The organism is Echinicola marina (assembly GCF_020463795.1).
Taxonomy (GTDB): Bacteria; Bacteroidota; Bacteroidia; order Cytophagales; family Cyclobacteriaceae; genus Echinicola; species Echinicola marina.
The window spans coordinates 65,001-89,746 of the sequence record NZ_CP080025.1 but is presented as its reverse complement, the minus strand read 5'-3'; the positions used below and the strand labels follow the sequence as shown (position 1 = coordinate 89,746).

Genomic DNA, 24,746 nt, shown 5'->3' with positions numbered 1-24,746 from the left:
TGAAATAAAATGACAATAGAAGAAGCACAAGAAAAGGTAGATCATTGGATCAAAACGGTTGGGGTAAGGTATTTTAATGAACTGACCAATATGACTATCTTGACGGAAGAAGTGGGAGAGTTGGCGCGGATCATGGCCAGGAAATATGGTGAACAGTCCTTTAAGGAAAGCGACAAGGGAAAGGACCTAGGGGATGAAATGGCAGATGTGCTATGGGTGTTGATCTGCTTGGCCAATCAAACAGGTGTTGACCTTACCAAGGCCTTGGAGAAAAATTTTGAAAAGAAAAATATCCGGGATATCGATCGGCACAAAAACAACGATAAGTTGAAGTGAAAATAGTACTTAGTCTTTAGTATGGAGTCTTGAGACATTAGATGCTGGAAGTAGAGTTTTTTTCTAAAATCTGGCGTCTAATGTCTCAATTCTATTTTTCAATTACCGCACAGATAGCCTGTCCGCCAAAGCCCAATGCTGTGATCAAAATCCTATTGATCGTTTTAGGCGGGGCAGCTTCATTCTTGATGTAATCTGGTAATGGTGGAAGTTCCTGATTTTGCAAGATGGAAATGGCTAGATCCAAATTGGCCGCTAAGCTGGAGCCTAGTGAGTGCCCAATCTTCCACTTGTTGGAAATAGTATAAGGAATCTTATTACCAAAGACAGTTTGGTAAGCATTTTTTTCAGCTATATCTCCCAGTTTGGTACCGGGGAAGTGTCCGATTATTAAATCAATATTTGGATCAGATTCAGCGTTAAAGGCCCTTTTTGCTGCAGTTACTATGCAATTTCCTTGGGAGGATAATTCTGTGGAATGGTGGATTTTTTCTACAGCAGATCCCACGCCATCCAAGTAGGCAAGTATATTGTTGTTGGTTTTCTTTAGTTCGAAAACATAAGCCCCTTCACCTAGCACCATGGTGTTTTGTTCCTTTTCAAAGTCCATGGACCTGCAAGGGTAGTTGTTGTTTGCACCATTGGCATAAATCCGGATGGCCTTCATCTGGTCTATGGTCAATTGACCTGTGGGGCATTCCACTGCTGCGGCGATAAAACTATCCGCCATACCACTATTCAGCCAAGCAAAGGCATTTTGTAAAGTCAGTCCAAAGCTACTGCAAGTGGAGGATTGAAAGAAAAGGGAACTATCCGATTCATGCAGTAAGCTGGGCCAACTACTGGCAAAGCCCAAGGTAGAATGTGGGGAGGTCCAAACCGGCAGGTTTGGGTTTTCCTGCTGCATTCTGGATAGAAAATCAATGCTTCCTCTTGAAGTGGCCGCATTGATCATTTGACCTTCTGAAGGCTGTAAATCCATTTTGTGAATCAGGTAGGAAAGCAATTTGGCTTCCTCTGGAAAACGTTCTGGTTTGTGACCTAGGTTTTGGATATATCCGTTTATTTCATTCCACAAGCTGGTAGAAACACTTGCTTTCCAGTCTCCATTGGTATTTAGGTCAAAAGAATGTTCCTTCGTAGTATATCTTTGGTCTTCTGTGGATTCATATAGCCCCAAAGAGTTTATAGCCATGGCTTTAGTGATGCCAATTTTATTCTTCTCCGATCTCATCTCTTCACTATAATTCATCTCAGCCGATTTGTTTAAGATGCGGCAATTCATTTTTCTCCATGTCCCATTCCTCCATCCTATATTGTTCGATAGGTGCGAAGCGCTTCAAAATAGCGCTTTCAGAAGAAGCATTTTCTTCACCGTTCCAGATAATGGTGAAATCCTTAATTCCTGCCGAAGCCAATGCTTGCAGCGTTAGTAAACTATGATTGATGCTGCCCAAATAATGTCTAATGACAATTACAGGATGTAGTTTTGAATCCAATAGAAAATCAAGATAGGTTTGGCGCTCATTGAAAGGAACCATTAAGCCTCCAGCGCCTTCTACACAGAGTTTTTTTGAATCCCTTGGGATAAGTGATTCAGGAAGGGAAATTTCAACATTCTCCAGCTTTGCAGCCAAGTGAGGTGATTGTGGAGTTTTTAGCCTGTAAGCTTCCTGGTGAATATGGGTTCCTAGGGAATGTTTAGAAATAAAAATAGTGTCAGATTGGTCTAGATCACCACATTGTACTGGTTTCCAGTAAGCATGGCCAAATGTCTTGCATAGGGCCGCTGAACAAACTGTTTTGCCTATTCCTGTTCCTATTCCCGTAACAAATACCTTATTGTTCATTTTATTTATTCAACAAGCTGATAAGCTCTTGTATTTCTTTTTTAGTGTTAAATGCGTGTAGCACCAGTCGAATTCTTTCTTCTCCAGCTTTTACTGTAGGTGAAAGAATTGCATAGCAATTGACGCCTGATTGTTCTAATAATTTCACTTTTCCCTTTAATCTGGGGATATCAGCACATTGCCAATATTGGATTGGACTTGGGTTTCGGGAAAAGTTATCAGGTAATTCTTTGACCATGTCCAAATAGGTTTCGATGGCCTGATCCAGTTGGTCGAAATTGCTTTTCTTTTTAAATAGGGCTAAAGCAGCCTTAATGCTGTTTACCTGGTCTATAGATGGAGCTGTGGTATAAATAAAGGCCCTGCTAAAGTTAATCAGGAAATCCCTGAGCTTGTTAGAACCCAATACCATTGCTCCATGTCCTCCGGCAGCTTTGCCAAAGGTAATGACCCTGGCAAAAAGATTAGGGTGATTGTGGAATGAAGCTGAAATTCCTTTTTTATCCTGTCCCAAAGTTCCAAGAGAATGGGCTTCGTCAATGATCAAGGCTGCTTGGTACTTTTGACAAAGTATGAGCATTTCTTCTACATCTGGGATATCCCCATGCATAGAAAATAAACCTTCTGATAGCACCAATAGCCTTTTGTTATTGTCAGATTGCTGCTTGAGTTTTTTCTCTAAATCATCAAGGTCATTATGTTTAAAGGATGTTTTTTGTCCAAAGCCCAGACGCATTCCTTCTTTAATACTTGCGTGGACATGCTCATCAAAAACAAAACAGCTTTCCTTGTCTCCCAATGCAGAAAGTAGACCTACATTGGCCATATAGCCGGAATTGTAAAGTAGCGCTGCAGGGCTGCCCATAAAATCAGCAAAATCCTGCTCCAAAAGCTCTATTTCAGGATGATTTCCACTGATTAGCCTAGAGCCAGTGGCGCCAGTCCATTGAGGAATTGAAGTTTGGGGAATTGCATGGTTAAGCAGTCCTTTTGTGGAGTAGCCAAGGTAATCGTTGGAAAAGAAATCCACTTTTTCAGGGGAAGTTGTTTTAAGCGTCCTCAGTTTATTGGAAGAGGCCGCTTGATCCAATTTGGACTGGATAAATTGGTAGTGCTTTTCCATGGAGCACAAAGGTAAATCCTATTGACCGAATTGCAAAGGATAAACCACAAAGGACAAGGAGAACAAAGGATATTAACCGCGGAGGACTCAGAGAGCGCAGTAGAGGGAACCACGATGAACACAGAGAGGTCACAAAGGGCTCAGAGGTTTAGTTGAAGAAGGATGAAGGAAAGAGTTTAGTTTTGTAAGATTTTGATAACGGGTGTTTTAATTATTATATGATTATCCGTTATCACTCCAGTAAACTTGTTTCTCACGGATTCCACAGATTTGCACGGAATAAAATCTCGTTTCTCGGGGCTTTCGTATGCTTTTTGAAAGATTATCATACTAAAAGCTACTGCTGCAATTGCGGATATACATATTTAGAGCATGTCTATCAGGAGTGTCTTTTTTATAAGTTAAAAAGTACAGGAATGCTAGTGGAAAAAGAGGTGGGCTTGCCTGTGGTTTTTGAAGAGGTAAAGATTGAGTGCGGTTATAGATTGGATTTGCTGGTTGAAAATAAGGTTGTTATAGAATTAAAAAGTGTAGAAACCCTAAATGATATTCATTTAGCCCAAACATTAACCTACCTTAAATTGGGGCATTATAAATTGGGACTTTTGATGAATTTTAATGTGTTACTTTTAAAGAACGGAATCAGGAGGGTGATTAATGGTGATTTATAATTTGCCCAAGCTAAAGGTTAAGCCTTTAAAGTGGATATTTGAAAATAAAAACTTTGTGATCTCTGCGAATCCTTGGTGTTCTCTGTGGTTAAACCACCTTATTGTGTACTACTCTTACTAGCTCTTCACCTTCAAGTTTTCCTACGAAGTTGTATTTGTCCAAAGTCAGGCAGAAGTCTATATCAGCTTCGATATTGTGGTTTTGTAGCCTTTTTGCATGGGAGGCTTGGCCTAAAAATCCCTTTAGGTCGGCTTTATTACTTTCGTAAAGGGCCTTCATGGCAATGGCCCCATCACAATCAAAATTGAATTTTTCCGCCAATGAGCTAATCAATGCGCCCGCATAAAGAGAGTCTTCTAAATTAAACATTCCTTTCCAGCCTGCGCAATGTATCAATATATCCTTTCCCTTATTGGCCAGATAATCAGCGGTGGCTTGTAGGTTTAAAAAAGCACCAATCAGAACCTCTGCAGAACCCTTTTTGGATTTCTCAATTGTCAGTGTTCCATTAGTGGTTGTCACGGCAATTTTTTCGCCAGCAAAGGCATTGTTCAAATAGCTCAGAGGTGAGTTTCCCAATTGAAAGCCTTCAGCTGTCTTTCCGTTCCTTTCACCGGCGATAATGTAGCCTTGTTCCTTCATGGACCTGCAAGTCTCTAATCCTGCTACTGGTGTGATGGAAGCTACATTATTGGCCAATCCAGTGACCATAGTGGAGGTGGCGCGGAATATGTCCACTACAACTACGATTTTATCAGTCAAATCATGCAGATGAATCAGTTCTGGGCTAAGGCAAACTTCAATTTTACTCATGGGAAAGAAACAGGCTCCTGAACAGTTCAAGAGCCCGATTTATTTTTAATTAGAATATTATTTCTTCAATAAGGGTAACTTTTCAACTACTGCTGATAAGTTTTTGTTCCTTACACTTACTGCTATTTCTGTACCCGGCTTTGCATATGCAATATCTACATAGCCAAGCCCGATTCCAATATTCATGCTAGGGGACATAGTTCCGGAAGTAACTTCGCCGATTTGAGCTCCAGCCTCATTGACAATCGGGTAATGGGCCCTTGGAATCCCTTTGTCCTTGAATTTGAAACCAACAAGCTTTTTGCTTACCCCTTCTTCTTTTTGTTTTTTAAGATTATCACTGTTGATGAAATCCTTGGTGAATTTGGTGATCCAGCCTAATCCTGCTTCGAGTGGAGAAGTGCTATCATCAATATCATTTCCGTATAGGCAGTATCCCATTTCCAGTCTGAGTGTATCGCGCGCACCTAAGCCGATAGGTTGGATATCAAATTCAGCTCCAGCTTCAAATATGGCATCCCAAACGGCAAGGGCGTCCTCATTTCTTACATAGATTTCAAACCCACCTGCTCCAGTATATCCTGTACCAGAAATGATTACATCCTGAATACCTGCAAATTCTCCAACTGCAAAATGATAGAATTTGATGTCATCCAAGTTTACAGGAGTGATTTTTTGAAGAGCTGCAGTAGCTTTTGGGCCTTGCACTGCAAAAAGAGACATTTCATCAGAAATGTTCTTTAATTCCGCTCCCATTTCATTGTGTTGGTTTACCCAAGCCCAGTCTTTATCAATATTAGAGGCATTCACCACCAATAAATATTCTTCTTCAGCCATTTTGTAGACGAGCAAATCATCTACAATACCGCCTTTTTCGTTTGGAAAACATGAATATTGAGCTTGTCCAATTACTAATTTGGAAGCATCATTGGAAGTCACCTTTTGGATTAATTCCAAAGCATGTGGTCCGGTAACCATGAATTCTCCCATATGGGATACATCAAAAACACCTACCCCATCTCTTACCGTATTATGTTCCTGCTTGTCAGAAGTGTACCTCACAGGCATATTATACCCTGCAAAGGGAACCATCTTTCCTCCTAGTTCAATGTGCTTATCATTAAGCGCAACTTTTTTGATTGTGTTTTCCATTTATACTTGGGTCTTATTTCGGTTTCGGCAAAGGTAATAAATGAGGCCTAAAAAACGAGTGGACATACAAAAAAGACCGACTGAATTGGTCGGCCTTTATGATTTAACTTAATAAGGTAATTCTTATATAGAGAAGCTTTCTCCACAACCACAGGTCCTGGAAGCATTAGGATTGACAAATTGGAATCCTTTGCCATTAAGGCCATCTGTAAACTCTAGGGTAGTACCAGCGAGATATAGCAAGCTTTTCTTATCTACAATGATTTTAACTCCTTTGTCCTCGAAAACTTGATCGCTGTCTGAGATGTTTTCATCAAAACCTAAATCATACATCAGGCCAGAGCATCCCCCACCTTTAACAGAAACTCGAATGTTTTCATTTTCCTTTCTGCCTTCATCCTGCTTTAATTTTAGAATCTGCTCCTTAGCGTTGTCCGAAACTATGATCATATTTTCTGTTTATTAATGTTCTTATGTTTTTCGATTAAGCATAAAACATGCTTACCTTAGAAATAATTCCTACTACAAATATACAAAATTAGCGCATGAGAAAAATTGAGCACTTGGGAATAGCTGTAAAAGACCTTAAAAAATCCAATGAATTGTTTGAAAAGCTCCTAGGAAAGGAAGCATATAAAGAAGAGTCTGTGGAAAGTGAGGGAGTGATCACTTCTTTTTTTAAAGTAGGTGATACCAAAATTGAATTACTTCAAGCCAATGAGCAAGAAAGTGCCATTTCAAAGTTTATTGAAAAAAGGGCAGAGGGAATTCATCATGTGGCTTTTGCAGTAGATGATATTTATGCAGAAATCAAACGTTTAAAGGCTGTGGGCTTCGAAGTACTCAATGAAGAGCCAAAAAGAGGGGCAGATCATAAATTAGTTGTATTTTTGCATCCGCGTTCTACCAATGGTGTATTGGTAGAGCTTTGTCAAGATGTTGGAAGTACAAAGTACAAAGTAGGAGGTACGAAGTAGCGGTGGTCAGTGGACTGTTGACTGTGGGCGGATTATAAATATAGTTTTCCGGAGTCAGGACAAACTTTTAATGAAATATAATTATGAGTGAAAAGAGAACAGAAATAGGAGAAATCGGGGAATTTGGCCTGATAGATCAATTGAATAGTAAAATACAAATAAGGCATCAGGATACTTTGAAGGGAATTGGTGATGATGCTGCAGTATTGGATGCTGAAGATAAGGTAAAGGTGGTGACCACCGACCTGTTATTGGAAGGAGTGCATTTTGATCTTTCTTATGCTCCCTTGCATCATTTAGGATTTAAAGCTGTGGCGGTAAATATTTCTGATATTGCAGCCATGAACGCCATCCCCAAGCAGATAACTGTAAGTATTGCCCTCAGCAATAGGTTTTCAGTAGAGGCAGTAGAGGCTTTGTATGCAGGAATAAATGCAGCTGCAGAACATTATAATGTGGATGTGATTGGTGGGGACACCACTTCTTCCAGGTCTGGTCTGGTGATTTCTGTGACAGCCATTGGCGAGGTGGAAAAAGGAAAGGAAGTTTATAGGTCTGGAGCCAAAGTTAATGATATCATTTGTGTGACAGGTGATCTTGGAGGGGCTTTGATAGGCTTGCAAGTATTGGAGAGGGAAAAGGAGGTTTTTATGGCTGACCCAAACATGAAACCTCAATTAGACAAATATGCCTATATCACAGGAAGGCAGTTGAAGCCAGATGCAAGAATGGATATTATCCACGAGTTAAAGGAATTGGGCGTGGTACCTACTTCCATGATGGATGTTTCTGATGGCTTGGCATCTGAGCTATTCCATATTTGTAAGCAGTCCAAGGTGGGGGTGATGATCTATGAAGATAAACTACCAATAGATAAGCAGACTTATGATACTGCAGTGGAGTTTAATTTAGATCCAATTACTTGTGTGTTGAATGGTGGTGAGGATTATGAATTGGTATTTACCATCAACCAGGATGATTTTTATAAATTGGAGAAGCATCCGGATATTCATTTTATCGGTCATGTAACGAAGGAAGAAGAAGGTAAGTTTATGGTCACCAAGAGTGAAACCGCTGTTCAGTTAAAGGCTCAGGGCTGGGTGCATTTTTAAAAGCGAATTAATTCCCAGAGAGGGAAAAATAAAAAGGCCACAAAGTAAGCTTGAAAACAAACTGCTTTGCGGCCTTTTTGTTTCTTATAATTTCTATTTAATCCTGTCGGGGTTTTCTTCAAGGAATGATTTCCAACCTGCTGATCGGCCACGACTTTGTAGTCTACCATCATGAAAATGGTGACAAAGGGCTACCGCCAAAGCATCGGTGGCATCCAGTAGTTTGGGGATGGATTCTATTTTTAGGAGGGTTTTGAGCATTTCAGCGACCTGTTCCTTGGAGGCATTGCCATTGCCAGTTACAGATTGCTTGACTTTCTTGGGAGAATATTCGGCTATGGGTATATCTCTGGCTAGTGCTGCTGCCATTGCTACTCCTTGGGCCCTGCCTAGCTTGAGCATGGATTGGACATTTTGACCATAAAAGGGAGCTTCAAGGGCTACTTTGTCCGGGAGAAATTCATCAATGATCCCTGTGATGCGCTCAAAAATCTTTTTGAGTTTAAGTTCATGGGAACCGTATTTCTTCAGGTGTATCACGCCATATTGAAGGGTTTCGTATTTGTTGCCTCTTACCAAGATCAGGCCATATCCCATAATATTGGTGCCTGGATCAATTCCCAAAATGATTTGTTCTTTAAGCTCCTTTTTCGCTATTTTGCCCATTAGCGCAATTTACTAGAAATCCTCCCATGGACATGAATCTTTTGGTATTTTTCTTTTTTGGAGTTTTGGCAGTTTATTCAGCTGTTCTTTTGCTTTTGGTCCATTACTGGGGGAAAGACAAATCATCAGACACTGGGATTGAGCAGGCCTTTGAATATCCAGTTTCTTTGATCATACCTTTTAGAAATGAGGTCAATAATCTACCAAAACTATTGTCAAATTTGGCAAAGCAGGAATACGCTAGTTTGCAGGTTGTTTTGGTGGATGATCATAGTGAAGATGGAGGAGGAGAATATGTGAAAGAGTGGCTTAAGAGCAAAGCCCAAGACAATTTTCTGTTGATCCAAAGCCAAGGACAAGGAAAGAAGGCCGCCCTTGAAAGTGGAGTGGCAGTCTCCAATGGGCTGATTGTGCTAACCTCAGATGCAGATTGTAAGTTGCCTGCCCAATGGGTGAAGTATATGGTGAAGCCCTTTGATGATCCAAAGGTGCAAATGGTAGCTGGGCCAGTGATATCAAAGGGTGGAAAGAAAATGTTTGAGGATTTTCAACAGATAGAATGGGGAAGTGTTTTATTGATGACCAAATTCTTTTTTCAAATGGGCCGGCCAGTGATGTGCAGTGGTGCCAATATGGGCTATAGAAAAGCAGCTTTTCTACATTTGAGGGGATATCAGGGTAATCATGATTGTGCTTCAGGAGATGATTCCTTTTTGCTTGAAAAAATGAGCAAGCGCTTTGGTACTGATGCTATCAAGTATCTTTCTGGAAAAGAGATTTTGGTGCGCACCAAGGCCCAGCAAAACTGGAAGAAACTATTGTTTCAACGTGCCAGATGGGCCAAAAAATGGAATAAACACCAAAAATGGGAAAATGCAGCAGGAGCTATCATAAGTGCTTTGTTTACCATCTTCAGTTTGTTAAGTGTATTTTTATTATTTGGAGGAGCCTGGATGCCCTTGCTGTTTTTGCTTTACTGGTCAATAAAGGTTTTGGTGGAGTATTGGTCCTTGAATAAAGTATTAAAGGAATACGAAATGAAATTGCCCTTTTTAAGTTTTATGTACACCAGTTTCATTCATCCATTATTTGTGGTTGCTGTCGTGTTTTTGGCTTTGTTTGGAAACTTGACTTGGAAGGGGAGATAATGCCCAATATTTAAATTTAACTGGTAGAAGAGGAATATAATGTCAGAAGAAGAATACGAATTGCTAGATGAACTTTACTTTGTTCAGCCATATGGCTATTTAAAAGAAACTTTAAACTGGGAAGATGAAGCGCTTTTGGCTACCTTGCAAGAGTTGTATTCCCGAGAACTTATCAAGTGTATGATAGGGCCTGATGAGGAACTATTTGAGGGAGTCGACATAGTGGGGCAGGGAAAAAACTATTATTTCCTGGCTACCAAAAAAGGACTGATGGAACACAATACATTGTAAAAAACAGAAGGGAAATTGACCACCGAAACCTTAAAATATCAAAGAAAAGAACTTGAGCTAAAAGCATTGTTGGAGATTACACAGGCCATCAATGAAAATAAAACCGAATCGGTATTGCTCAATATATTCAAATTTACCTGCTTGGTTCATTTGAATATAAAGGCTTTGGTGTTATATCTGGCCAATCAGGATGGTTTTCAGGAAAGAGTAAAACATGGCGTGAAGCAAAATATCCCCAAGCTGATACCTTATAAAGATGTGGATGACAATCCTGAGATAGGAAAACTCAATTTGGTTATGCCCAGAGAGTATTCCTTTAACGAGCTGGATATTTATGTCCCGGTATATCATAAGGATAAAATGCTTGCCATACTCCTTTTGAAGACAAAGGATGTAGACCGAGAATTGGATTTGGATTTTACCCAAGCCCTTACCAATATCTTGGTGGTGGCCTTAGAAAATAAGCGTTTTGCAAGAAGACAGTTGGAGCAGGAGAGATTGAAAAGAGAAGTGGAGATTGCGAGTAATGTTCAGCGTATGTTGTTCCCAGACAAGCTTCCGGTGACGGATAAGTTAAAAGCTAAGGTTACTTATTACCCTCATAGTACAGTGGGGGGGGATTATTATGATCTTATCCAGAAATCGGATGATGAGGTGTTTTTCTGTATTGCCGATGTGTCCGGAAAGGGCATGCCTGCTGCTTTGTTGATGTCCAACTTTCAAGCAGCATTAAGAACTTTATTATTGAGTTCCTCGGATCTTTCCATGATAGCCAAGCAGTTGAACACTACCATTTTTGACAATACAAAAGGGGAGCGGTTTATTACGTTTTTCTTGGGTTACTATAATTATAAGGCCAATTGTCTGAAATATGTGAATGCAGGGCATAATGCACCGTTGTTATGTGGGGGAATGGCAGATAGATGTGAGTTGTTAGAGGCTGGTACTACCATTTTGGGGGCTTTTAAGGAATTGCCCTTTATTGAAGAAGGAAAGAGAGAAGGGCTTAAGGATTTCAGCATTCATATGTATACAGATGGGCTTACCGAAGCGATCAACAAGGCTGAGGAAGAGTATGGAGAAGAAAGGCTTTTGAATATCGTGAAAAAAGAAGGAAATATTGATCCTGAGAAATTTCATGAAATACTATTTAGTAGTTGGGATAGTTTCTCTACTGGTGTGGAGCGAAGGGATGATACCACCATGCTAAGTATAAAGTTTCACTAGCTCAAGGTCATGATGATCCATTTTGTCCCCAAGCCAGTAAAATGGCTTTTCCCAAAATATGTTTGGAACAAGTCAAGAGCAAAAAAGGAGGTCTATTTGACTTTTGATGATGGTCCTGTTCCAAGTATAACCCCTTTTGTTTTGGATGAATTGAAAAAGAGGGGGATGCATGCAACTTTTTTTATGGTGGGAGATAATATCTGTAAGTCTCCTGATCTGGCGAGGAGGGTTATAGCAGAAGGTCATCAAATAGGAAATCATACCTATAATCACTTAAACGGGGCAAAAGAAGGACATGATAGTTATATCAATAACCTGCAAAAGTGCCAACAAACCATTAAAGCGATTTTGGGTATAGATACCTGTTTGTTTCGACCGCCATATGGAAGGTTAAGTGGCAATCTGTCAAAGTCCATCTCCAAAGATTTTCAGATTATAATGTGGGAGGTGTTGTCTGGAGATTTTATACAGGGAATTAGGTCTGAACAATGTTTGCAAAAGACAATAAAGTATACCAAAAGCGGTTCTATAATTCTTTTTCATGACCAAGAGAAAACCGAAAAAATAATCAACGAAGTTTTACCCCCGTATTTGGATTACTTGAAGTCCAATGGTTTCAAAACTGCTTTATTATGATCGTTTGGGTGGCAATTATCCTTTTGGTCCTTATATTAATACAGGATGTGTTGCTGCTTATTCTCTTTGTGTTTAATTATAGGGACCATATTGTTTCAGGTCAGCAGGAGGAAGGATGGCCAAGTGTATCTGTGGTCATGACAGCAAGAAATGAAGCTGATGTCTTGGCAGCCTGTTTAAAAGCCTTCGAAGAGATCGACTATCCCAGAGAAAAAATTAGTTTTATCGTTGGTAATGATCAAAGTTTGGATAAAACCTCTGAAATACTGAGCACTTGGGCTAAAAAGGATAGTCAAAGAGTATTTATGGAGATTCGGCCTTTGTATCGTCATATCAATGGAAAGGCCAATGCCCTGGCCCAGTTAATAAAAATGGCTAAAGGCGAATTACTATTGCTAACTGATGCAGACTGTAAGGTGGGGAAATACTGGGCGAAAGAGATGGTGAATGCTTATCAACCCAGGTTTGGAATGGTGGTTGGCTTGACTCAGGTGACCGGAGGGAATGTGTTTGAAAAGCTTCAAGGCCTTGAGTGGTGGCAAATATTGGGGATGATAAAAGTGACTTCAGATCTTGGACTTTTATTGACTGCTGTTGGGAATAATATGCTGGTTAGCCGAGAAGCCTACGAAAAAGTTGGGGGCTTTGAAGGGTTGAACTTTTCGGTTACTGAAGATTTTGCCCTGGGAGAAGCGATCAAAGCAAAAGGCTATAAACCTGTTCACCAATTTAGTGCTGCTAGTTTAATAGAGACAAAAGGTGAAAAGGATTTGTCGTCATTGCTGCTCCAAAGGAAAAGATGGATGCGAGGAGCGAGGACTTTGCCCCTTCATTGGCAACTATTATTGTTGGTTCAAGTAATGTTTTATCCTAGTATTATTGTGTTGTTGGCCAGTTTTCCTTTTTTGGCAGGGGTTGTTTGGGCGGTTAAATGGGGATTACAATCCATGTTCATTAGGTCCTTGGCAAAAAGGGCAAGAGTGAATATTCCATTGTCACAGTTAATAATATTTGAACTTTATTATCCAGTAATTTCATGGTCCACAATAGTGTATTATTTTTGGCCTTCGAAAATTAATTGGAAAGAAAGGAAGTACTGATGCAATTTATTGATACCCACGCCCATATTTATTCCAAGAAGTATGATAGCGATCGTGATGAGGTGGTTCGTCGAAGCCTAGAGAATGGCGTTCAAAAGATTTATATGCCCAATGTGGATGTAGAGTCTATTGATGCCATGTTGGAGGCTGAGCATCGCTACCCAGATATTTGTATTCCAATGATGGGATTGCATCCCTGTGATGTGAAAAAAGGCTTTGAGAAGGAATTATATGTGATGGAGGATTGGTTGAATAAGCGGTCTTTTGTTGCTGTAGGGGAGATTGGGACAGACTTATACTGGGATAAAAGTTTGTTTGAAGAACAAAAGGAAGCTTTAAAAATCCAGGTCACTTGGGCAAAGGAAAAGGGATTGCCTATTGTATTACATTGTAGGGAGTCAATCGATGAAACGATTGAGATCATTGGAGCGCTCAATGATGAAAAGCTAACAGGGATTTTTCATTGTTTTACAGGTAGTGTAGAGCAGGCCAAGAGAATTACAGAGATGGGCTTTTTATTGGGAATAGGAGGTGTTTCAACCTTTAAAAATGGAGGGTTGGACAAAGTTTTGCCAGAAATAGGTCTTGATAATTTGGTTTTGGAAACAGATGGGCCATATTTGGCTCCAGTGCCGCACAGAGGCAAGCGCAATTCTCCAGAATATATCCCCTTAATTGCACAGCGAGTAGGAGATCTTACAGAGAATACACTGGAAAAAGTTTCCGAAATCACTAATTTAAATGCCAATAAAGTTTTTAACCGGTCTGAACTATGAATTATAAGATCGTAAGATTAAATACAGCCGCCAAGAGTGAAATCAAATCTTCGGTTTTGATAATCTATACAGGAGGAACTTTGGGGATGGCCTATGACGAAGATGGTTCCTTGGTACCATTTAATTTTGGGCAGATATTGGAGAAAATCCCCAATTTGACCAATATGAATATTGCCATTACGGTAATCAGTTTTCCAGAACCAATAGATTCTTCCAATGTTAATATGCAGCATTGGGTGGATATGGCTTACATTATATATGAAAACTACGATACTTACGATGGTTTCGTAGTGCTTCATGGTACTGATACCATGGCCTATTCAGCATCTATGTTGAGCTTTATGTTGAAAGGCTTGAGTAAGCCTGTGATATTTACCGGTGCGCAATTACCGATCAGTGCAATGCGCTCAGATGCACGGGAAAACTTAATGACTTCTTTGGAAATAGCCATTTCGAAAGCCAATGGTAAGCCCATTGTGCCGGAAGTCTGCATTTTCTTTAATCATATGCTGCTTAGAGGGAATAGGGCCAAGAAAATGCAGAGTGTACATTTTGATGCTTTTGAATCTGAAAATTACCCACCATTGGCGGAGGCAGGGATAGTAATAGACTTTAATTATGCGGCCATCAAACCGTATAAAGAAGGTGTGCAATTAAAATACCTCAATAAGCTGGACAAAAGTGTCATGATCCTAAAACTTTTCCCTGGCATTACCGCCGAGGTGATGGACAGTTGTTTTAATACCAAAGGGCTAAGAGGGGTCGTGATGGAGACCTATGGTTCAGGAAACAGCCCGACGGAAGCTTGGTTTGTAGAATGTGTGGACAGGGCAGTTAAAAAAGGTATTATCATACTGAATGTGTCGCAGTGTAATGGCGGTAGAGTGATTCAGGGGAGATATGAGACCAGTAAAGAGCTGAAAAGGATTGGTGTTTTAAGTGGAGGTGATATTACTTCGGAAGCAGCTATTTGTAAGATGATGTTTTTGTTGGCTAACGAAACAGATGATGATGAAATCAGAAGGAAACTGATTACTCCTATAGCAGGTGAAATGTCCTTGACCAGTATCTAGGTTTTAGTTAGCCAAAAAAATCTATTATAAGATTAAAGTAGTAGAAAAAAATCACGAAACATCAAGCGCTTGATTTTCAGTATTATATTTAAAGTGAAGTTTGAGTCATGTGTTTTAGACGCTTATTTTTGCTTAAATAAGCGTTAGTATATTTGCAGGAGGAAAATATTATATTTTTATTTGTCGCTTCGATTGTTAGCGAAATATACAGAGAGGTGTCCGAGCGGTCGAAGGAGCACGCCTGGAAAGCGTGTATACCCCTAAAGGGTATCGAGGGTTCGAATCCCTTCCTCTCTGCATTTTATTATTCGGCCAAATTTGCCACCGACAAGTCTACGTTCTTTCTTTCTTCATGTCCTTCTCATTATAGTAATTGGTATACTTGATCATCCGTTCATACGACTAAAGCTTTTTTAGTTTATGAAAAGTTAACTAACTTGTAGGGGAATGAAAAGAAATGGGCGTAGTGGATGAACTGCTGAAAAAAAAAATTATAGTAACATCCCTTGTCATTTGATTTGAAAAAATTATATCTTTAAAAGCTCAATATTAAAATTAGAAACCGTTTAACCTTTATTTAAAGTCTATTAAAAACTAAATTATGAAAAAGTTAATCGCTTTGTTCATGCTTACCGGACTACTTCTATCTCCGGTTATTACAAAAGCACAGGATGCCACAGAAGAAGCTTCTGCTGAAGACACTACTGAAATGGCAATGGAAGAAGAAGCAGTTGAGGAACCTGCACCAGTTGTTGCTGACGACGAGATTGTAGTGGAAGATCAACCATTCCATCAAGTAATCAAAGACAAGTTCATTGAAGGTGATCCTACATTCATGACTCCGGTATTGATTTGTTTGATCTTGGGTTTAGCAGTAGCTCTTGAAAGAATTATTACCCTAAACCTTTCAACTACTAACACTAAAAAGCTTCTTGCAAAAGTTGAAGATGCTCTAGATCAAGGTGGAATTGAAGCGGCAAAAGACGTTACAAAAAGCACTAAAGGTCCAGTTGCCTCTATCTTTACGCAAGGCTTGATGAGATACTCAGAAGGTATCGAAATGGTTGAAAAGTCAATCATCGCTTATGGTTCTGTTGAGATGGGACGTTTGGAAAAAGGTTTGGTATGGATTTCACTATTCATCTCTCTTGCTCCAATGCTTGGTTTCATGGGTACAGTAATTGGTATGATTGGTGCCTTTGACTCAATTGAAGCAGCAGGTGATATCTCTCCTTCTTTGGTAGCAGGTGGTATTAAAATCGCCCTTTTGACTACTGTAGCTGGTTTGATCGTAGCGATTATCCTACAGTTGTTCTACAACTACTGTGTGGCCAAAATCGATTCATTGGTGAACGATATGGAGGATGCTTCTATCACTTTGGTTGATATCCTTGTAAAGCACAAATTGACTAAATAATAGTCAATCTAGCTTTAACAATTAAATTATTAATTAACCAACCAAAGAACTAAACGATATGGATTCTTACGATATCATGCTATATGTAAGTTATGCATTGATCGGATTCGGGGTGTTATTTGCAGTAGTAATGCCTCTAATCAAGTCAATTGATAACCCAAAAAGTTTGCTTAAGATAGGTGTCGGTGTAATTGGTGTTGCGGTATTGTTCTTTGTTGCCTACTCTATTTCTGGTGACGAGGTATTGCCTAAATATGCAGTTGAACCGTTTAACCTGACTCCAGGAGCTTCAAAAGCTGTTGGTGGAATATTGCTAACTACTTATATACTTTTCGCACTTTCATTAGTGGGTATTGTATATACCGAATTAAGTAAAATTATAAAGTAATTTACGATGGCAAGAAAGAAAAACCGAATGAGTCAGGAGGTAAATGCAGGTTCCATGGCGGATATCGCCTTCTTGCTACTTATCTTCTTTCTTGTAACAACAACAATTGCTTCTGACAAAGGTATCACTAACATCTTGCCTCCAAAGCAAGACCCTAATGTGCCACCACCTGATATTAAAAAGAACGAGAGAAATATCTTTAAGATATTGATCAACTCTAATGACCAGTTACTGGTTGAAGATGATTTCAGGGATAACACTGAAGGATTAGATCAGGATATTAAGGCGTTTGTCTTGAATTTCGGAAATCCTAACCAAGAGAATGTAGATCTTTATAACAGTCTTCCTCCTTCCTTGAAGGGTATTTCTGCTAAAGATCCTGAATCTTCTGATCACCCTAATGAAGCAGTAGTATCAATCAAGACCAATCGCGGTACTAGCTATGAACTATATTTAGAAGTACTTGATTTGGTGAAGAAAGCTTATTTTGAAATCTATGCCGAAAGAGTAGGTTTGACAGCAGATGAATATAGGGCATTGTCCAGTAGAGATGCTGCAGAAAAAGAACTTATGCAAAGAGGGAAAGAAGATATCCCTATGGCGATTTCAATTGCAGAACCAGATAAAACAGGAGGAGAATAATTATGGCAAAGTTTAAGAAAAAAACAAAGACCGAAGAGAATATTCCTACGTCAGCCTTGCCGGATATTATCTTCATGCTTCTTTTCTTCTTTATGGTGACCACTGTATTGAGAGAGCAGGAATTATTGGTAGAACAAAAACTTCCTCAAGCTACTCAACTTCAGAAATTAGAGAAAAAATCCTTGATTTCTTATCTATATGTAGGAAAGCCCAAGAATACAAGTCTCTATGGTACCGAACCCATTATTCAGGCAAATGATGTTCCTATTACTACGAATGACATTCTCCTATGGGTAAATCAAGAGAAAGATAACTTATCTGAAGCTGAAAGAGACCAAATTACCATTTCCTTGAAAGCAGATAGGGATGTTAAGATGGGACCAATTGCAGATATTCAGTTTGAGCTGAGAGAAGCTGATGCTAGAAAAGTACTTTATGCATCAGTAGGAAAGACAAAATAGTAATTGAATAATATCAATATAATTAAAAGCTACCTTAGCAATTAGGGTAGCTTTTTTTGTGTTTAATGCAAGAGAATTTCAATGTCAAAGAGTAAAAAAAAGACACATTTAGCTTGGGCAATGTATGACTGGGCCAATTCTGTGTACAGTTTGGTTATTACATCCACTATTTTTCCTGTCTATTACAATAATGTGACCCAGAAGGATTCCAGTAATGATTTGGTTTCGTTCTTTGGGGTTGAGGTGGTCAATACGGTACTGTACTCTTGGTCCATTTCTTTTTCCTTTCTAGTGATTGCTATTTTATCTCCATTATTGTCTGGTATGGCGGATTCAGGCGGGAAAAAGCTGACTTTTATGAAAATCTTTGCTACCATTGGATCAGTATCTTGTATGGGGCTTTTCTTCTTTGATGGGAGTAATTTAGAGTTCGGTATCATTTGCAGTGTTTTAGCCAGTATAGGTTATGCGGGTAGTATCGTTTTTTATAATGGATTCCTTCCAGAAATTAGTGATGTGGACGAGTACGATCTGTTGAGTGCTAAAGGGTTTGCGTTGGGATATATAGGTAGTGTGATACTTTTGGTGATCAATTTATTAATGATTGAGATGCCCGAATTGTTCTATATTAATGACGGGGGACAAGCGGCTAGATGGTCATTTCTGATAACTGGGATATGGTGGCTAGGATTTTCTTTGATTCCATTTAGTGTATTGGAAGATAATCCTTATGGTAGAATATATAATATATCTCTTTTGTTGTTAGGATATAAGGAAATTAGGAAAGTTATTAATGAACTTAAAGGTAAGGTCCAACTGAAGCGTTTTTTGCTTTCTTTTTGGTTTTACAGTATGGGAGTTCAAACAGTGATGTATATGGCTGCTTCTTTTGGCGATAAAGAGCTGGAGTTGCCTGGAGACAAATTGATTTTGACTATACTAATTATTCAAATAGTGGCCATCCTTGGAAGTTATTTGTTTGCTTATATATCAATGAAAAGAGGTAATAAAGTAGCTTTAGTGTGTATGGTCACGATTTGGATTATGATATGCTTTGCTGCTTATTATGTATATACAGAATACCAATTTTATGCATTAGCTTTTATGGTTGGAATGGTTATGGGGGGGATTCAATCTATCTCAAGGTCTTCGTATTCAAAACTTATTCCTGCGGAAACGGTTGATCATGCTTCCTATTTTAGTTTCTATGATGTTACTGAAAAGATGGCTATTGTATTGGGGACATTTTCCTATGGCTTGATAGAACAATTTACCGGCAGTATGAGGGTTAGTTCTTTGGTTTTAGGTATGTTTTTTGTTATTGGTCTAGTCTTCTTGTTGCGGATGAGGTTTCCAAGTAATAAATTGCTTAAAGTTTAATAAATATTATAATGCTTGAAATTATTTCTGGTGCTTCTGTTAAAAAGCTGGATGCTGATTTTATCCACGAAAAAGGAATATCATCGCATCGTTTAATGGAGTACGCTGCTACTGCCTTTTGTGATTTCTTTGAAAGTAACTTTCATAGAAGTGATAAAGTTGGAATTTTTTGTGGGCATGGAAATAATGGAGGAGATGGGTTGGCGATTGCGAGATTACTGTGGCGAAAGGGGTATGACGTGATGGTTTTTTATATAGGTGACTTCAGTAAAGCCAGTCCTGACTGTAGACTGAATAGAGAATTGCTCCCAGAAAAACTTCCTTCAATAACTGTCTGTGATGAAAGGATTAAGTTGATTGATTATGATTTTCATGTCCTTATTGATGCTGTGCTCGGTATTGGTGTAAACAGACCTTTGGAAGGTCTTTATCTTGACGTTGTCGGCAAACTTAATAGGATTAATGATGTCACTAGAATTGCTGTAGATATCCCATCAGGACTCCCTGCGGATGGTTGTTTGGAGGGGGACGCTTTTAAGGCAGATATTACTGTTAGTTTTCAGTTTCCTAAGTATTCACTAATGTTTCCGGAGCATGCCGAATATGTTGGTAAACTTAAGGTGGTCAATATAGGTATAGATCAGCCGTTCTTTGGGCAGTTTTCTGAAAAGAAATATTTTTTACAATATAAGGATATTAAAAATCGACATAAATCTTTTAATAGGTTTGCTCATAAGGGGGATTTTGGGAAAGTATTGTTGGTCGGGGGGAGTTATGGTAAAATAGGCGCCATAAGGATGAGTTCTGAAGCGGCTATGCGGACTGGTAGTGGTCTGGTGACCTGTTTTAGCCCGAAATGTGGAGTTGCTGTGTTGCAGTCTAGTTTACCGGAATTGATGGTGATTGCTTCAGAAAGCGAAGCTTATTTGAGTGATTCTCAAGAAGTGGCGTTTGATAATTATGATGCTATTGGTTTAGGTCCTGGAATGGGACAGGAAGCGCTTACAGCTGATTTGGTTGAGGTAATATTAAATAGATATTCAGGACCTATGGTGATTGATGCAGACGGCATCAATATCATCGCTAAGAATGAAAATCTTTTAAAGTTATTGAGAGAGAATATAATTCTTACCCCCCATTTGAAGGAATTTGAGCGTTTGGTAGGTGCATGCAAGAACCATCAGGTTCGATTAAAAAAGGCAAGTGAATTTGCCCAGAAATATAATTGTGTTTTAGTTTTAAAAGGTGCCCACACAGCGATCAACTTGCCCAATGGAAAGCAATATTTTAATTCTACAGGGAATCAGTATATGGCTACAGGAGGTGTAGGTGATGTACTTACAGGTATAATTACTTCATTTTTAGGACAAGGATATGGTGCTGAAGATGCCGCATTATGTGGAGTATATCAGCATGGTATTGCTGGTGAGCTGGCTTCTGCCAAGAAGTTGCGAGGAACCATTGCCTCGGATGTAGTTAAGGCTATTCCAAAAAGTTTCGTTAAATTAAGGATTAAATAAAAAATGTCCCTTGAAGATTCAAGGGACATTTTTTATTTAAAATTCTGCATTTCCAGGAGTTCTTGGGAATGCAATTACGTCTCTGATATTTCCCATTCCGGTTACAAACTGGACCATTCTCTCAAAACCAAGTCCAAAGCCTGAATGTGGAGTTGCACCAAATCTACGGGTGTCAAGATACCAGTAAAGTTCTTCCTGTGGAATGTTCATTTCATCCATTCTCTTGGTTAGTTTTTCTAAGCTCTCTTCTCTTTGCGAACCACCGACAATCTCTCCGATTCCAGGGAAAAGGATATCCATAGCCGCAACGGTCTTTCCATCTTCATTTTGCTTCATATAGAATGCCTTGATCTCTTTTGGATAGTCAGTTAGAATAACCGGTTTTTTGAAGTGCTTTTCTACCAAGAACCTTTCATGCTCAGATTGGAGATCCGCACCCCAGCCTTCAATCAAATATTTGAATTTCTTTTTCTTGTTAGGTTTTGAATTCCTTAAGATTTCAATGGCTTCAGTGTAAGTAAGTCTTTCAAATTCATGTTCTACCACAAATTGAAGTCTCTCCAAAAGTCCCATTTCAGCTCTTTCATTAGCAGGTTTCTTTGCGTTCTCTTCTTCTGCCCTTTTATCCAGGAAATCTAGATCGTCCTTACAGTTTTTCATGGCATAAGAGATAATATACTTAAGAAAATCTTCTGCTAGATCCTGATTGTCTTCTGCATCATAGAAGGCCATTTCAGGCTCGATCATCCAAAACTCTGCCAAGTGCCTGGTAGTATTTGAGTTTTCGGCTCTGAAAGTAGGTCCAAATGTGTAGATTTCTGAGAGGGCCATGGCTGCCAGCTCACCTTCAAGCTGCCCGGAAACTGTTAGATTGGTTTCTCTTTCAAAGAAATCTTCCTTAAAGTCGATGTCACCATTTTCTGTCAATGGAGGGTTTTTTAAGTCCAAAGTTGTCACCTTGAAAGTTTCTCCTGCACCCTCTGCATCTGAAGCAGTAATAATTGGCGTATGAATATAGAAGAAACCTTTGTTGTTAAAATATTGATTGACAGCGAAGGCCAAGGCATGTCTAATTCTAAAGACCGCTCCAAAAGTATTTGTTCTCATTCTTAGGTGCGCAATATCTCTAAGGAATTCCATGGAATGTTTTTTTGGCTGTAACGGGTATTTTTCCGGGTCAGCTTCTCCTAAAACTTCTATGGATTCAGCGGCAAGTTCTGAAACTTGGCCTGATCCTTGTGATGCGACTACTTGGCCAGTTACTTTAATACAGGCTCCTGTGGTAATTCTTCTAAGAATATCTTCGCTTATGACATTCGGGTCAGCAACAATTTGATAATTTTGGATGACAGAGCCATCATTAAGGGCAATAAAGGAAACGCTTTTATTACTTCTTTTAGTTCTCACCCAGCCCATAACAGTGGCTTTTTTACCAATAATATCATTGTCAAGCAAGAATTTAATCTTAGATCGTTTGTTGAATGCCATAGGAATTGAATTTATGATTTTACCCCTTAAAGGTAAGTTTTAATCATTGATTTAAAATGGAATGCAAAAAACGATATAATAAGCTTTTTATCAAAATTTTGCTGTAATTTCCTAAATTTGAATAATAATCGTTTACCTTAATTAGGCTTGCCTAAAGTGGTGTCTAATTTTTAAGAAATAAGGAGTTCTAGAGTACGGAATATGCAGAAGCTTAATTTAAATCAGGTATTGTCCCAAAAATTGTCTCCTCAACAGATTCAGTTTATAAAACTGTTGCAGGTACCAACGGCTGAATTGGAGGCAAGGGTAGAAGAAGAGTTGGAAATTAATCCAGCATTAGAAGAAGGGAGAGAGGAAACAGGGGAATCTCATGAAGAGGAAGTCCTTCCTGACAATTATGAAGAAGAGAAAAAAGAAGATAAGGATCTTAACCTTGATGATTATTTAAATGATGATTATGGTGGATATAAAATGCAAGGAGATGGAAACTATTCTCCAGATGATGAAGAGAGAGAAATGCCTCTTTCTAGCGGTACTTCTTTATCTGAACAACTGATTTCCCAATTGAACTTTTTACGTCTGGATGAGCATCAGCGAACTATAGGCAGGCAGCTTATTGGTAGTATAGAGAGTGATGGCTATATCAGAAGGGATTTGGAAGCTATTATTAATGATTTAGCTTTTAGCCAAAATATTGAGACTGATTTGGATGAGGTTGAAGAGGTTTTAAGAAAGATTCAAAACTTTGACCCTGCAGGCATAGCTGCTAGAAGCCTTCAAGAATGCCTTTTGATTCAATTGGAGAGAAAAGAACATCAGGATGATGAGATCGTCCAAAAAGCTTTGGTTGTTATATCTGATTGTTTTGAGGAGTTTACCAAGAAACATTATGATAAGATACTTAAAAAATGTAACCTAGCGGAGGAGGATTTAAAGGAAGTGATCCATATGATTACCCGACTTAATCCTAAACCAGGGGGCGGGGCTGATGGCTTAATGCGTACCCAGTATGTTATTCCGGATTTTATTTTGAATAATAATAATGGGAAAATGGAGATCAGTCTTAATTCCCGGAATGCACCAGAATTAAGGGTAAGCAGGTCTTATTCCGAAATGTTTGAGGCTTATGATAAAAGCGATAAGAAGGATAAGAAATTAAAGGATACCGTAAGTTTTGTGAAACAAAAGTTGGATGCAGCGAAGTGGTTTATTGATGCCATAAAGCAAAGGCAGCAGACTCTCTTGAAGACAATGCAAGCTATACTGGATTATCAAACGGAATTCTTTATAGAGGGAGACGAGACCAAATTGAAGCCCATGATTTTGAAAGATATTGCAGAAAGAATCGATATGGATATCTCAACGGTATCAAGGGTGGCTAACAGCAAAGCGATTCAGACCGAGTTCGGAGTGTTTCCGTTGAAATATTTCTTTTCTGAGGGGATTTCTACTGAAGGAGGTGAGGATGTGAGTAACCGGGAAGTGAAGAGCGTTTTACAAAAGTTGGTGGATGAGGAAGAAAAGAGAAAGCCACTTTCGGATGATAAGTTAGTGAAATTGCTTAATGATAAAGGTTATAATATAGCAAGAAGGACCGTGGCAAAATATAGGGAGCAGCTTAATATTCCAGTAGCGAGACTAAGAAAAGAATTATAGTGTATAGAAAAATAGCGCTCACCCTTTCGGTGATATTTCAGCCTTTATTAATGCCTAGTTTGGTTTTTGCTTTGATACTTTATGGGGTTCCTGAGTCCACCAAGGTTCCTCATGAATTAAAGCTTTCTGTTTTTTTATTGGTAATCGTGTCTACCTTGATGATCCCTATGTTTGCCATTTTAGGTATGAAATATACCGATGCCATTCCTAGTGTTCATATGGCTAAGAAAAAGGAGCGATTTGTCCCCTTTACGGTTGTGAGCTTATTTTATATTTTGGTGACCTACCTTTTTTACTTAAAACTTAATTTTGACGAGCTCATAGTATTTAGTTTGGCCACAATTACAATGTCCATTATACTGTTGACCTTGGTGACATTTTTTTGGAAAGTGAGTGCTCATTTGACTGGTTTGTCTGGGCTGATAGCAATTATTATTGTGTTGAGCTGGAAATTTCCGCAATCACATTTGTTATATCCGTTGATTTTCACCATTATCCTTAGTGGAGTGGTGGCTTCATGTAGGTTGTATTTAAATGCCCATCGTCCATTGGAATTGCTAGCTGGTTTTTGCCTTGGCTTTATAACTTGCTTTGGCGCCTTCTTTTACTTCTTGATGATTTAGCGATTATGGAAAATAAGTTCATTATAGTAACCAAAGGAAATGGATGGGTAGAAATTGCTCTGAACAGGCCAAAGGTTTATAATGCACTAAATAAAGAACTGCTTGGAGAACTGTTAGAGGCAATTACCGAGGCAGATAATGATGAGAAGCTTAAGTGTATTGTTATTACTGGTAGAGGAGGGGCTTTTTGTAGTGGTCAGGATTTGAAATCAGTAGGAG

28 protein-coding genes and 1 tRNA gene (1 of these 29 only partly in view) are annotated in these 24,746 nt (G+C 39.0%); 21 read left to right on the top strand and 8 right to left on the bottom strand.

Annotated elements, in window-relative coordinates:
* Positions 1 to 9 precede the first annotated feature (9 nt).
* The gene (locus tag KZP23_RS00460) at positions 10 to 336 is read left to right on the top strand and encodes a nucleotide pyrophosphohydrolase (protein ID WP_192011275.1); all 327 of its coding nucleotides are present in this window, start codon (positions 10 to 12) and stop codon (positions 334 to 336) included.
* Positions 337 to 427: 91 nt separating this feature from the next.
* Here KZP23_RS00460 and KZP23_RS00455 read toward each other — a convergent pair whose 3' ends face one another.
* Genes KZP23_RS00455 through KZP23_RS00445 form a run of 3 tightly spaced genes read right to left on the bottom strand, consistent with a single transcriptional unit; the run spans position 428 to position 3,309 of the window.
* Positions 428 to 1,588 (bottom strand): beta-ketoacyl synthase N-terminal-like domain-containing protein, encoded by a 1,161-nt coding sequence (locus tag KZP23_RS00455; RefSeq protein ID WP_226334221.1) that lies wholly within the window; start codon positions 1,586 to 1,588, stop codon positions 428 to 430.
* 1 nt (position 1,589) lies between these two features.
* Positions 1,590 to 2,186 (bottom strand): dethiobiotin synthase, encoded by a 597-nt coding sequence (gene bioD, locus KZP23_RS00450; RefSeq protein ID WP_226334220.1) that lies wholly within the window; start codon positions 2,184 to 2,186, stop codon positions 1,590 to 1,592.
* A gap of 1 nt (position 2,187) precedes the next feature.
* Entirely contained in the window at positions 2,188 to 3,309 is a 1,122-nt protein-coding gene (locus tag KZP23_RS00445; RefSeq protein WP_226334219.1) for an aminotransferase class I/II-fold pyridoxal phosphate-dependent enzyme, read from the bottom strand.
* Between the two features lie 218 nt (positions 3,310 to 3,527).
* On the opposite strand from KZP23_RS00445, the gene KZP23_RS00440 reads away from it, so the two are divergent.
* On the top strand, positions 3,528 to 3,980 hold the full coding sequence (locus KZP23_RS00440) for a GxxExxY protein (protein WP_226334218.1): 453 nt from the start codon (positions 3,528 to 3,530) through the stop codon (positions 3,978 to 3,980).
* Between the two features lie 88 nt (positions 3,981 to 4,068).
* Here KZP23_RS00440 and KZP23_RS00435 read toward each other — a convergent pair whose 3' ends face one another.
* The 3 genes from KZP23_RS00435 to KZP23_RS00425 all read right to left on the bottom strand — a co-directional run bounded on the left by KZP23_RS00435 (position 4,069) and on the right by KZP23_RS00425 (position 6,396).
* Positions 4,069 to 4,794: a 2-phosphosulfolactate phosphatase gene (locus tag KZP23_RS00435; protein ID WP_226334217.1), complete on the bottom strand. Its 726-nt coding sequence runs from the start codon at positions 4,792 to 4,794 to the stop codon at positions 4,069 to 4,071.
* 57 nt (positions 4,795 to 4,851) lie between these two features.
* A complete protein-coding gene (gcvT, locus tag KZP23_RS00430; protein WP_226334216.1) occupies positions 4,852 to 5,946 on the bottom strand; it encodes a glycine cleavage system aminomethyltransferase GcvT in 1,095 nt (364 codons plus the stop codon).
* Positions 5,947 to 6,069: 123 nt separating this feature from the next.
* Positions 6,070 to 6,396 (bottom strand): HesB/IscA family protein, encoded by a 327-nt coding sequence (locus KZP23_RS00425; protein WP_226334215.1) that lies wholly within the window; start codon positions 6,394 to 6,396, stop codon positions 6,070 to 6,072.
* Between the two features lie 95 nt (positions 6,397 to 6,491).
* On the opposite strand from KZP23_RS00425, the gene mce reads away from it, so the two are divergent.
* Positions 6,492 to 6,923: a methylmalonyl-CoA epimerase gene (gene mce / locus KZP23_RS00420; protein ID WP_226334214.1), complete on the top strand. Its 432-nt coding sequence runs from the start codon at positions 6,492 to 6,494 to the stop codon at positions 6,921 to 6,923.
* Between the two features lie 83 nt (positions 6,924 to 7,006).
* Positions 7,007 to 8,035: a thiamine-phosphate kinase gene (gene thiL / locus KZP23_RS00415; protein ID WP_226334213.1), complete on the top strand. Its 1,029-nt coding sequence runs from the start codon at positions 7,007 to 7,009 to the stop codon at positions 8,033 to 8,035.
* A 93-nt stretch (positions 8,036 to 8,128) separates the two neighbouring features.
* Here thiL and ruvC read toward each other — a convergent pair whose 3' ends face one another.
* Positions 8,129 to 8,701: a crossover junction endodeoxyribonuclease RuvC gene (gene ruvC / locus KZP23_RS00410; RefSeq protein WP_226334212.1), complete on the bottom strand. Its 573-nt coding sequence runs from the start codon at positions 8,699 to 8,701 to the stop codon at positions 8,129 to 8,131.
* A gap of 26 nt (positions 8,702 to 8,727) precedes the next feature.
* Between ruvC and KZP23_RS00405 the strand changes: the two genes are divergently transcribed.
* The 14 genes from KZP23_RS00405 (at position 8,728) to KZP23_RS00340 (ending at position 20,760) form a co-directional block, all read left to right on the top strand.
* A complete protein-coding gene (locus KZP23_RS00405) occupies positions 8,728 to 9,849 on the top strand; it encodes a glycosyltransferase (RefSeq protein WP_226334211.1) in 1,122 nt (373 codons plus the stop codon).
* A 39-nt stretch (positions 9,850 to 9,888) separates the two neighbouring features.
* Positions 9,889 to 10,140: a hypothetical protein gene (locus KZP23_RS00400; RefSeq protein ID WP_226334210.1), complete on the top strand. Its 252-nt coding sequence runs from the start codon at positions 9,889 to 9,891 to the stop codon at positions 10,138 to 10,140.
* A gap of 15 nt (positions 10,141 to 10,155) precedes the next feature.
* The gene (locus KZP23_RS00395; protein WP_226334209.1) at positions 10,156 to 11,367 is read left to right on the top strand and encodes a GAF domain-containing SpoIIE family protein phosphatase; all 1,212 of its coding nucleotides are present in this window, start codon (positions 10,156 to 10,158) and stop codon (positions 11,365 to 11,367) included.
* 9 nt (positions 11,368 to 11,376) lie between these two features.
* Positions 11,377 to 12,003, top strand: coding sequence for a polysaccharide deacetylase family protein (locus tag KZP23_RS00390; RefSeq protein ID WP_226334208.1), 627 nt, complete (start codon positions 11,377 to 11,379; stop codon positions 12,001 to 12,003).
* A complete protein-coding gene (locus KZP23_RS00385; RefSeq protein ID WP_226334207.1) occupies positions 12,000 to 13,103 on the top strand; it encodes a glycosyltransferase in 1,104 nt (367 codons plus the stop codon). The genes KZP23_RS00390 and KZP23_RS00385 overlap by 4 nt, the downstream gene beginning before the upstream one ends.
* Positions 13,103 to 13,879, top strand: coding sequence for a TatD family hydrolase (locus tag KZP23_RS00380; RefSeq protein WP_226334206.1), 777 nt, complete (start codon positions 13,103 to 13,105; stop codon positions 13,877 to 13,879). Before KZP23_RS00385 ends, KZP23_RS00380 begins: the two co-directional genes overlap by 1 nt.
* On the top strand, positions 13,876 to 14,952 hold the full coding sequence (locus tag KZP23_RS00375) for an asparaginase (RefSeq protein ID WP_226334205.1): 1,077 nt from the start codon (positions 13,876 to 13,878) through the stop codon (positions 14,950 to 14,952). Before KZP23_RS00380 ends, KZP23_RS00375 begins: the two co-directional genes overlap by 4 nt.
* 209 nt (positions 14,953 to 15,161) lie before the next feature.
* Positions 15,162 to 15,249 (top strand) — tRNA-Ser (locus tag KZP23_RS00370).
* 304 nt (positions 15,250 to 15,553) lie between these two features.
* The gene (locus tag KZP23_RS00365; RefSeq protein WP_226334204.1) at positions 15,554 to 16,369 is read left to right on the top strand and encodes a MotA/TolQ/ExbB proton channel family protein; all 816 of its coding nucleotides are present in this window, start codon (positions 15,554 to 15,556) and stop codon (positions 16,367 to 16,369) included.
* A 58-nt stretch (positions 16,370 to 16,427) separates the two neighbouring features.
* Complete coding sequence (locus KZP23_RS00360) at positions 16,428 to 16,757, top strand: hypothetical protein (protein ID WP_226334203.1); 330 nt, start codon at positions 16,428 to 16,430, stop codon at positions 16,755 to 16,757.
* Positions 16,758 to 16,763: 6 nt separating this feature from the next.
* Positions 16,764 to 17,399: an ExbD/TolR family protein gene (locus KZP23_RS00355; protein ID WP_226334202.1), complete on the top strand. Its 636-nt coding sequence runs from the start codon at positions 16,764 to 16,766 to the stop codon at positions 17,397 to 17,399.
* A gap of 2 nt (positions 17,400 to 17,401) precedes the next feature.
* On the top strand, positions 17,402 to 17,860 hold the full coding sequence (locus KZP23_RS00350; RefSeq protein ID WP_226334201.1) for an ExbD/TolR family protein: 459 nt from the start codon (positions 17,402 to 17,404) through the stop codon (positions 17,858 to 17,860).
* Between the two features lie 81 nt (positions 17,861 to 17,941).
* Complete coding sequence (locus KZP23_RS00345; protein WP_226334200.1) at positions 17,942 to 19,240, top strand: MFS transporter; 1,299 nt, start codon at positions 17,942 to 17,944, stop codon at positions 19,238 to 19,240.
* 11 nt (positions 19,241 to 19,251) lie between these two features.
* Positions 19,252 to 20,760 carry an NAD(P)H-hydrate dehydratase gene (locus KZP23_RS00340; protein ID WP_226334199.1) on the top strand — a complete coding sequence of 503 codons (1,509 nt, stop codon included), beginning with the start codon at positions 19,252 to 19,254 and terminating at the stop codon, positions 20,758 to 20,760.
* Between the two features lie 36 nt (positions 20,761 to 20,796).
* Here the strand turns inward: KZP23_RS00340 and asnS are convergent, their stop codons facing one another.
* Positions 20,797 to 22,248, bottom strand: coding sequence for an asparagine--tRNA ligase (gene asnS, locus KZP23_RS00335; protein ID WP_226334198.1), 1,452 nt, complete (start codon positions 22,246 to 22,248; stop codon positions 20,797 to 20,799).
* Positions 22,249 to 22,449: 201 nt separating this feature from the next.
* Between asnS and rpoN the strand changes: the two genes are divergently transcribed.
* The 3 genes in view from rpoN to KZP23_RS00320 are tightly spaced (at most 5 nt apart) and all read left to right on the top strand, a layout consistent with a single transcriptional unit that may run on beyond the window.
* A complete protein-coding gene (gene rpoN, locus KZP23_RS00330) occupies positions 22,450 to 23,904 on the top strand; it encodes an RNA polymerase factor sigma-54 (protein WP_226334197.1) in 1,455 nt (484 codons plus the stop codon).
* Positions 23,904 to 24,527, top strand: a complete 624-nt coding sequence (locus KZP23_RS00325; RefSeq protein ID WP_226334196.1) for a PA-phosphatase — start codon at positions 23,904 to 23,906, stop codon at positions 24,525 to 24,527. Before rpoN ends, KZP23_RS00325 begins: the two co-directional genes overlap by 1 nt.
* A 5-nt stretch (positions 24,528 to 24,532) precedes the next feature.
* On the top strand, positions 24,533 to 24,746 hold the start of the coding sequence (locus KZP23_RS00320; protein ID WP_226334195.1) for an enoyl-CoA hydratase/isomerase family protein. It continues 569 nt past the right edge of the window; the window shows 214 of its 783 coding nt (coding positions 1–214); the start codon lies at positions 24,533 to 24,535; its stop codon lies off the right edge, out of view.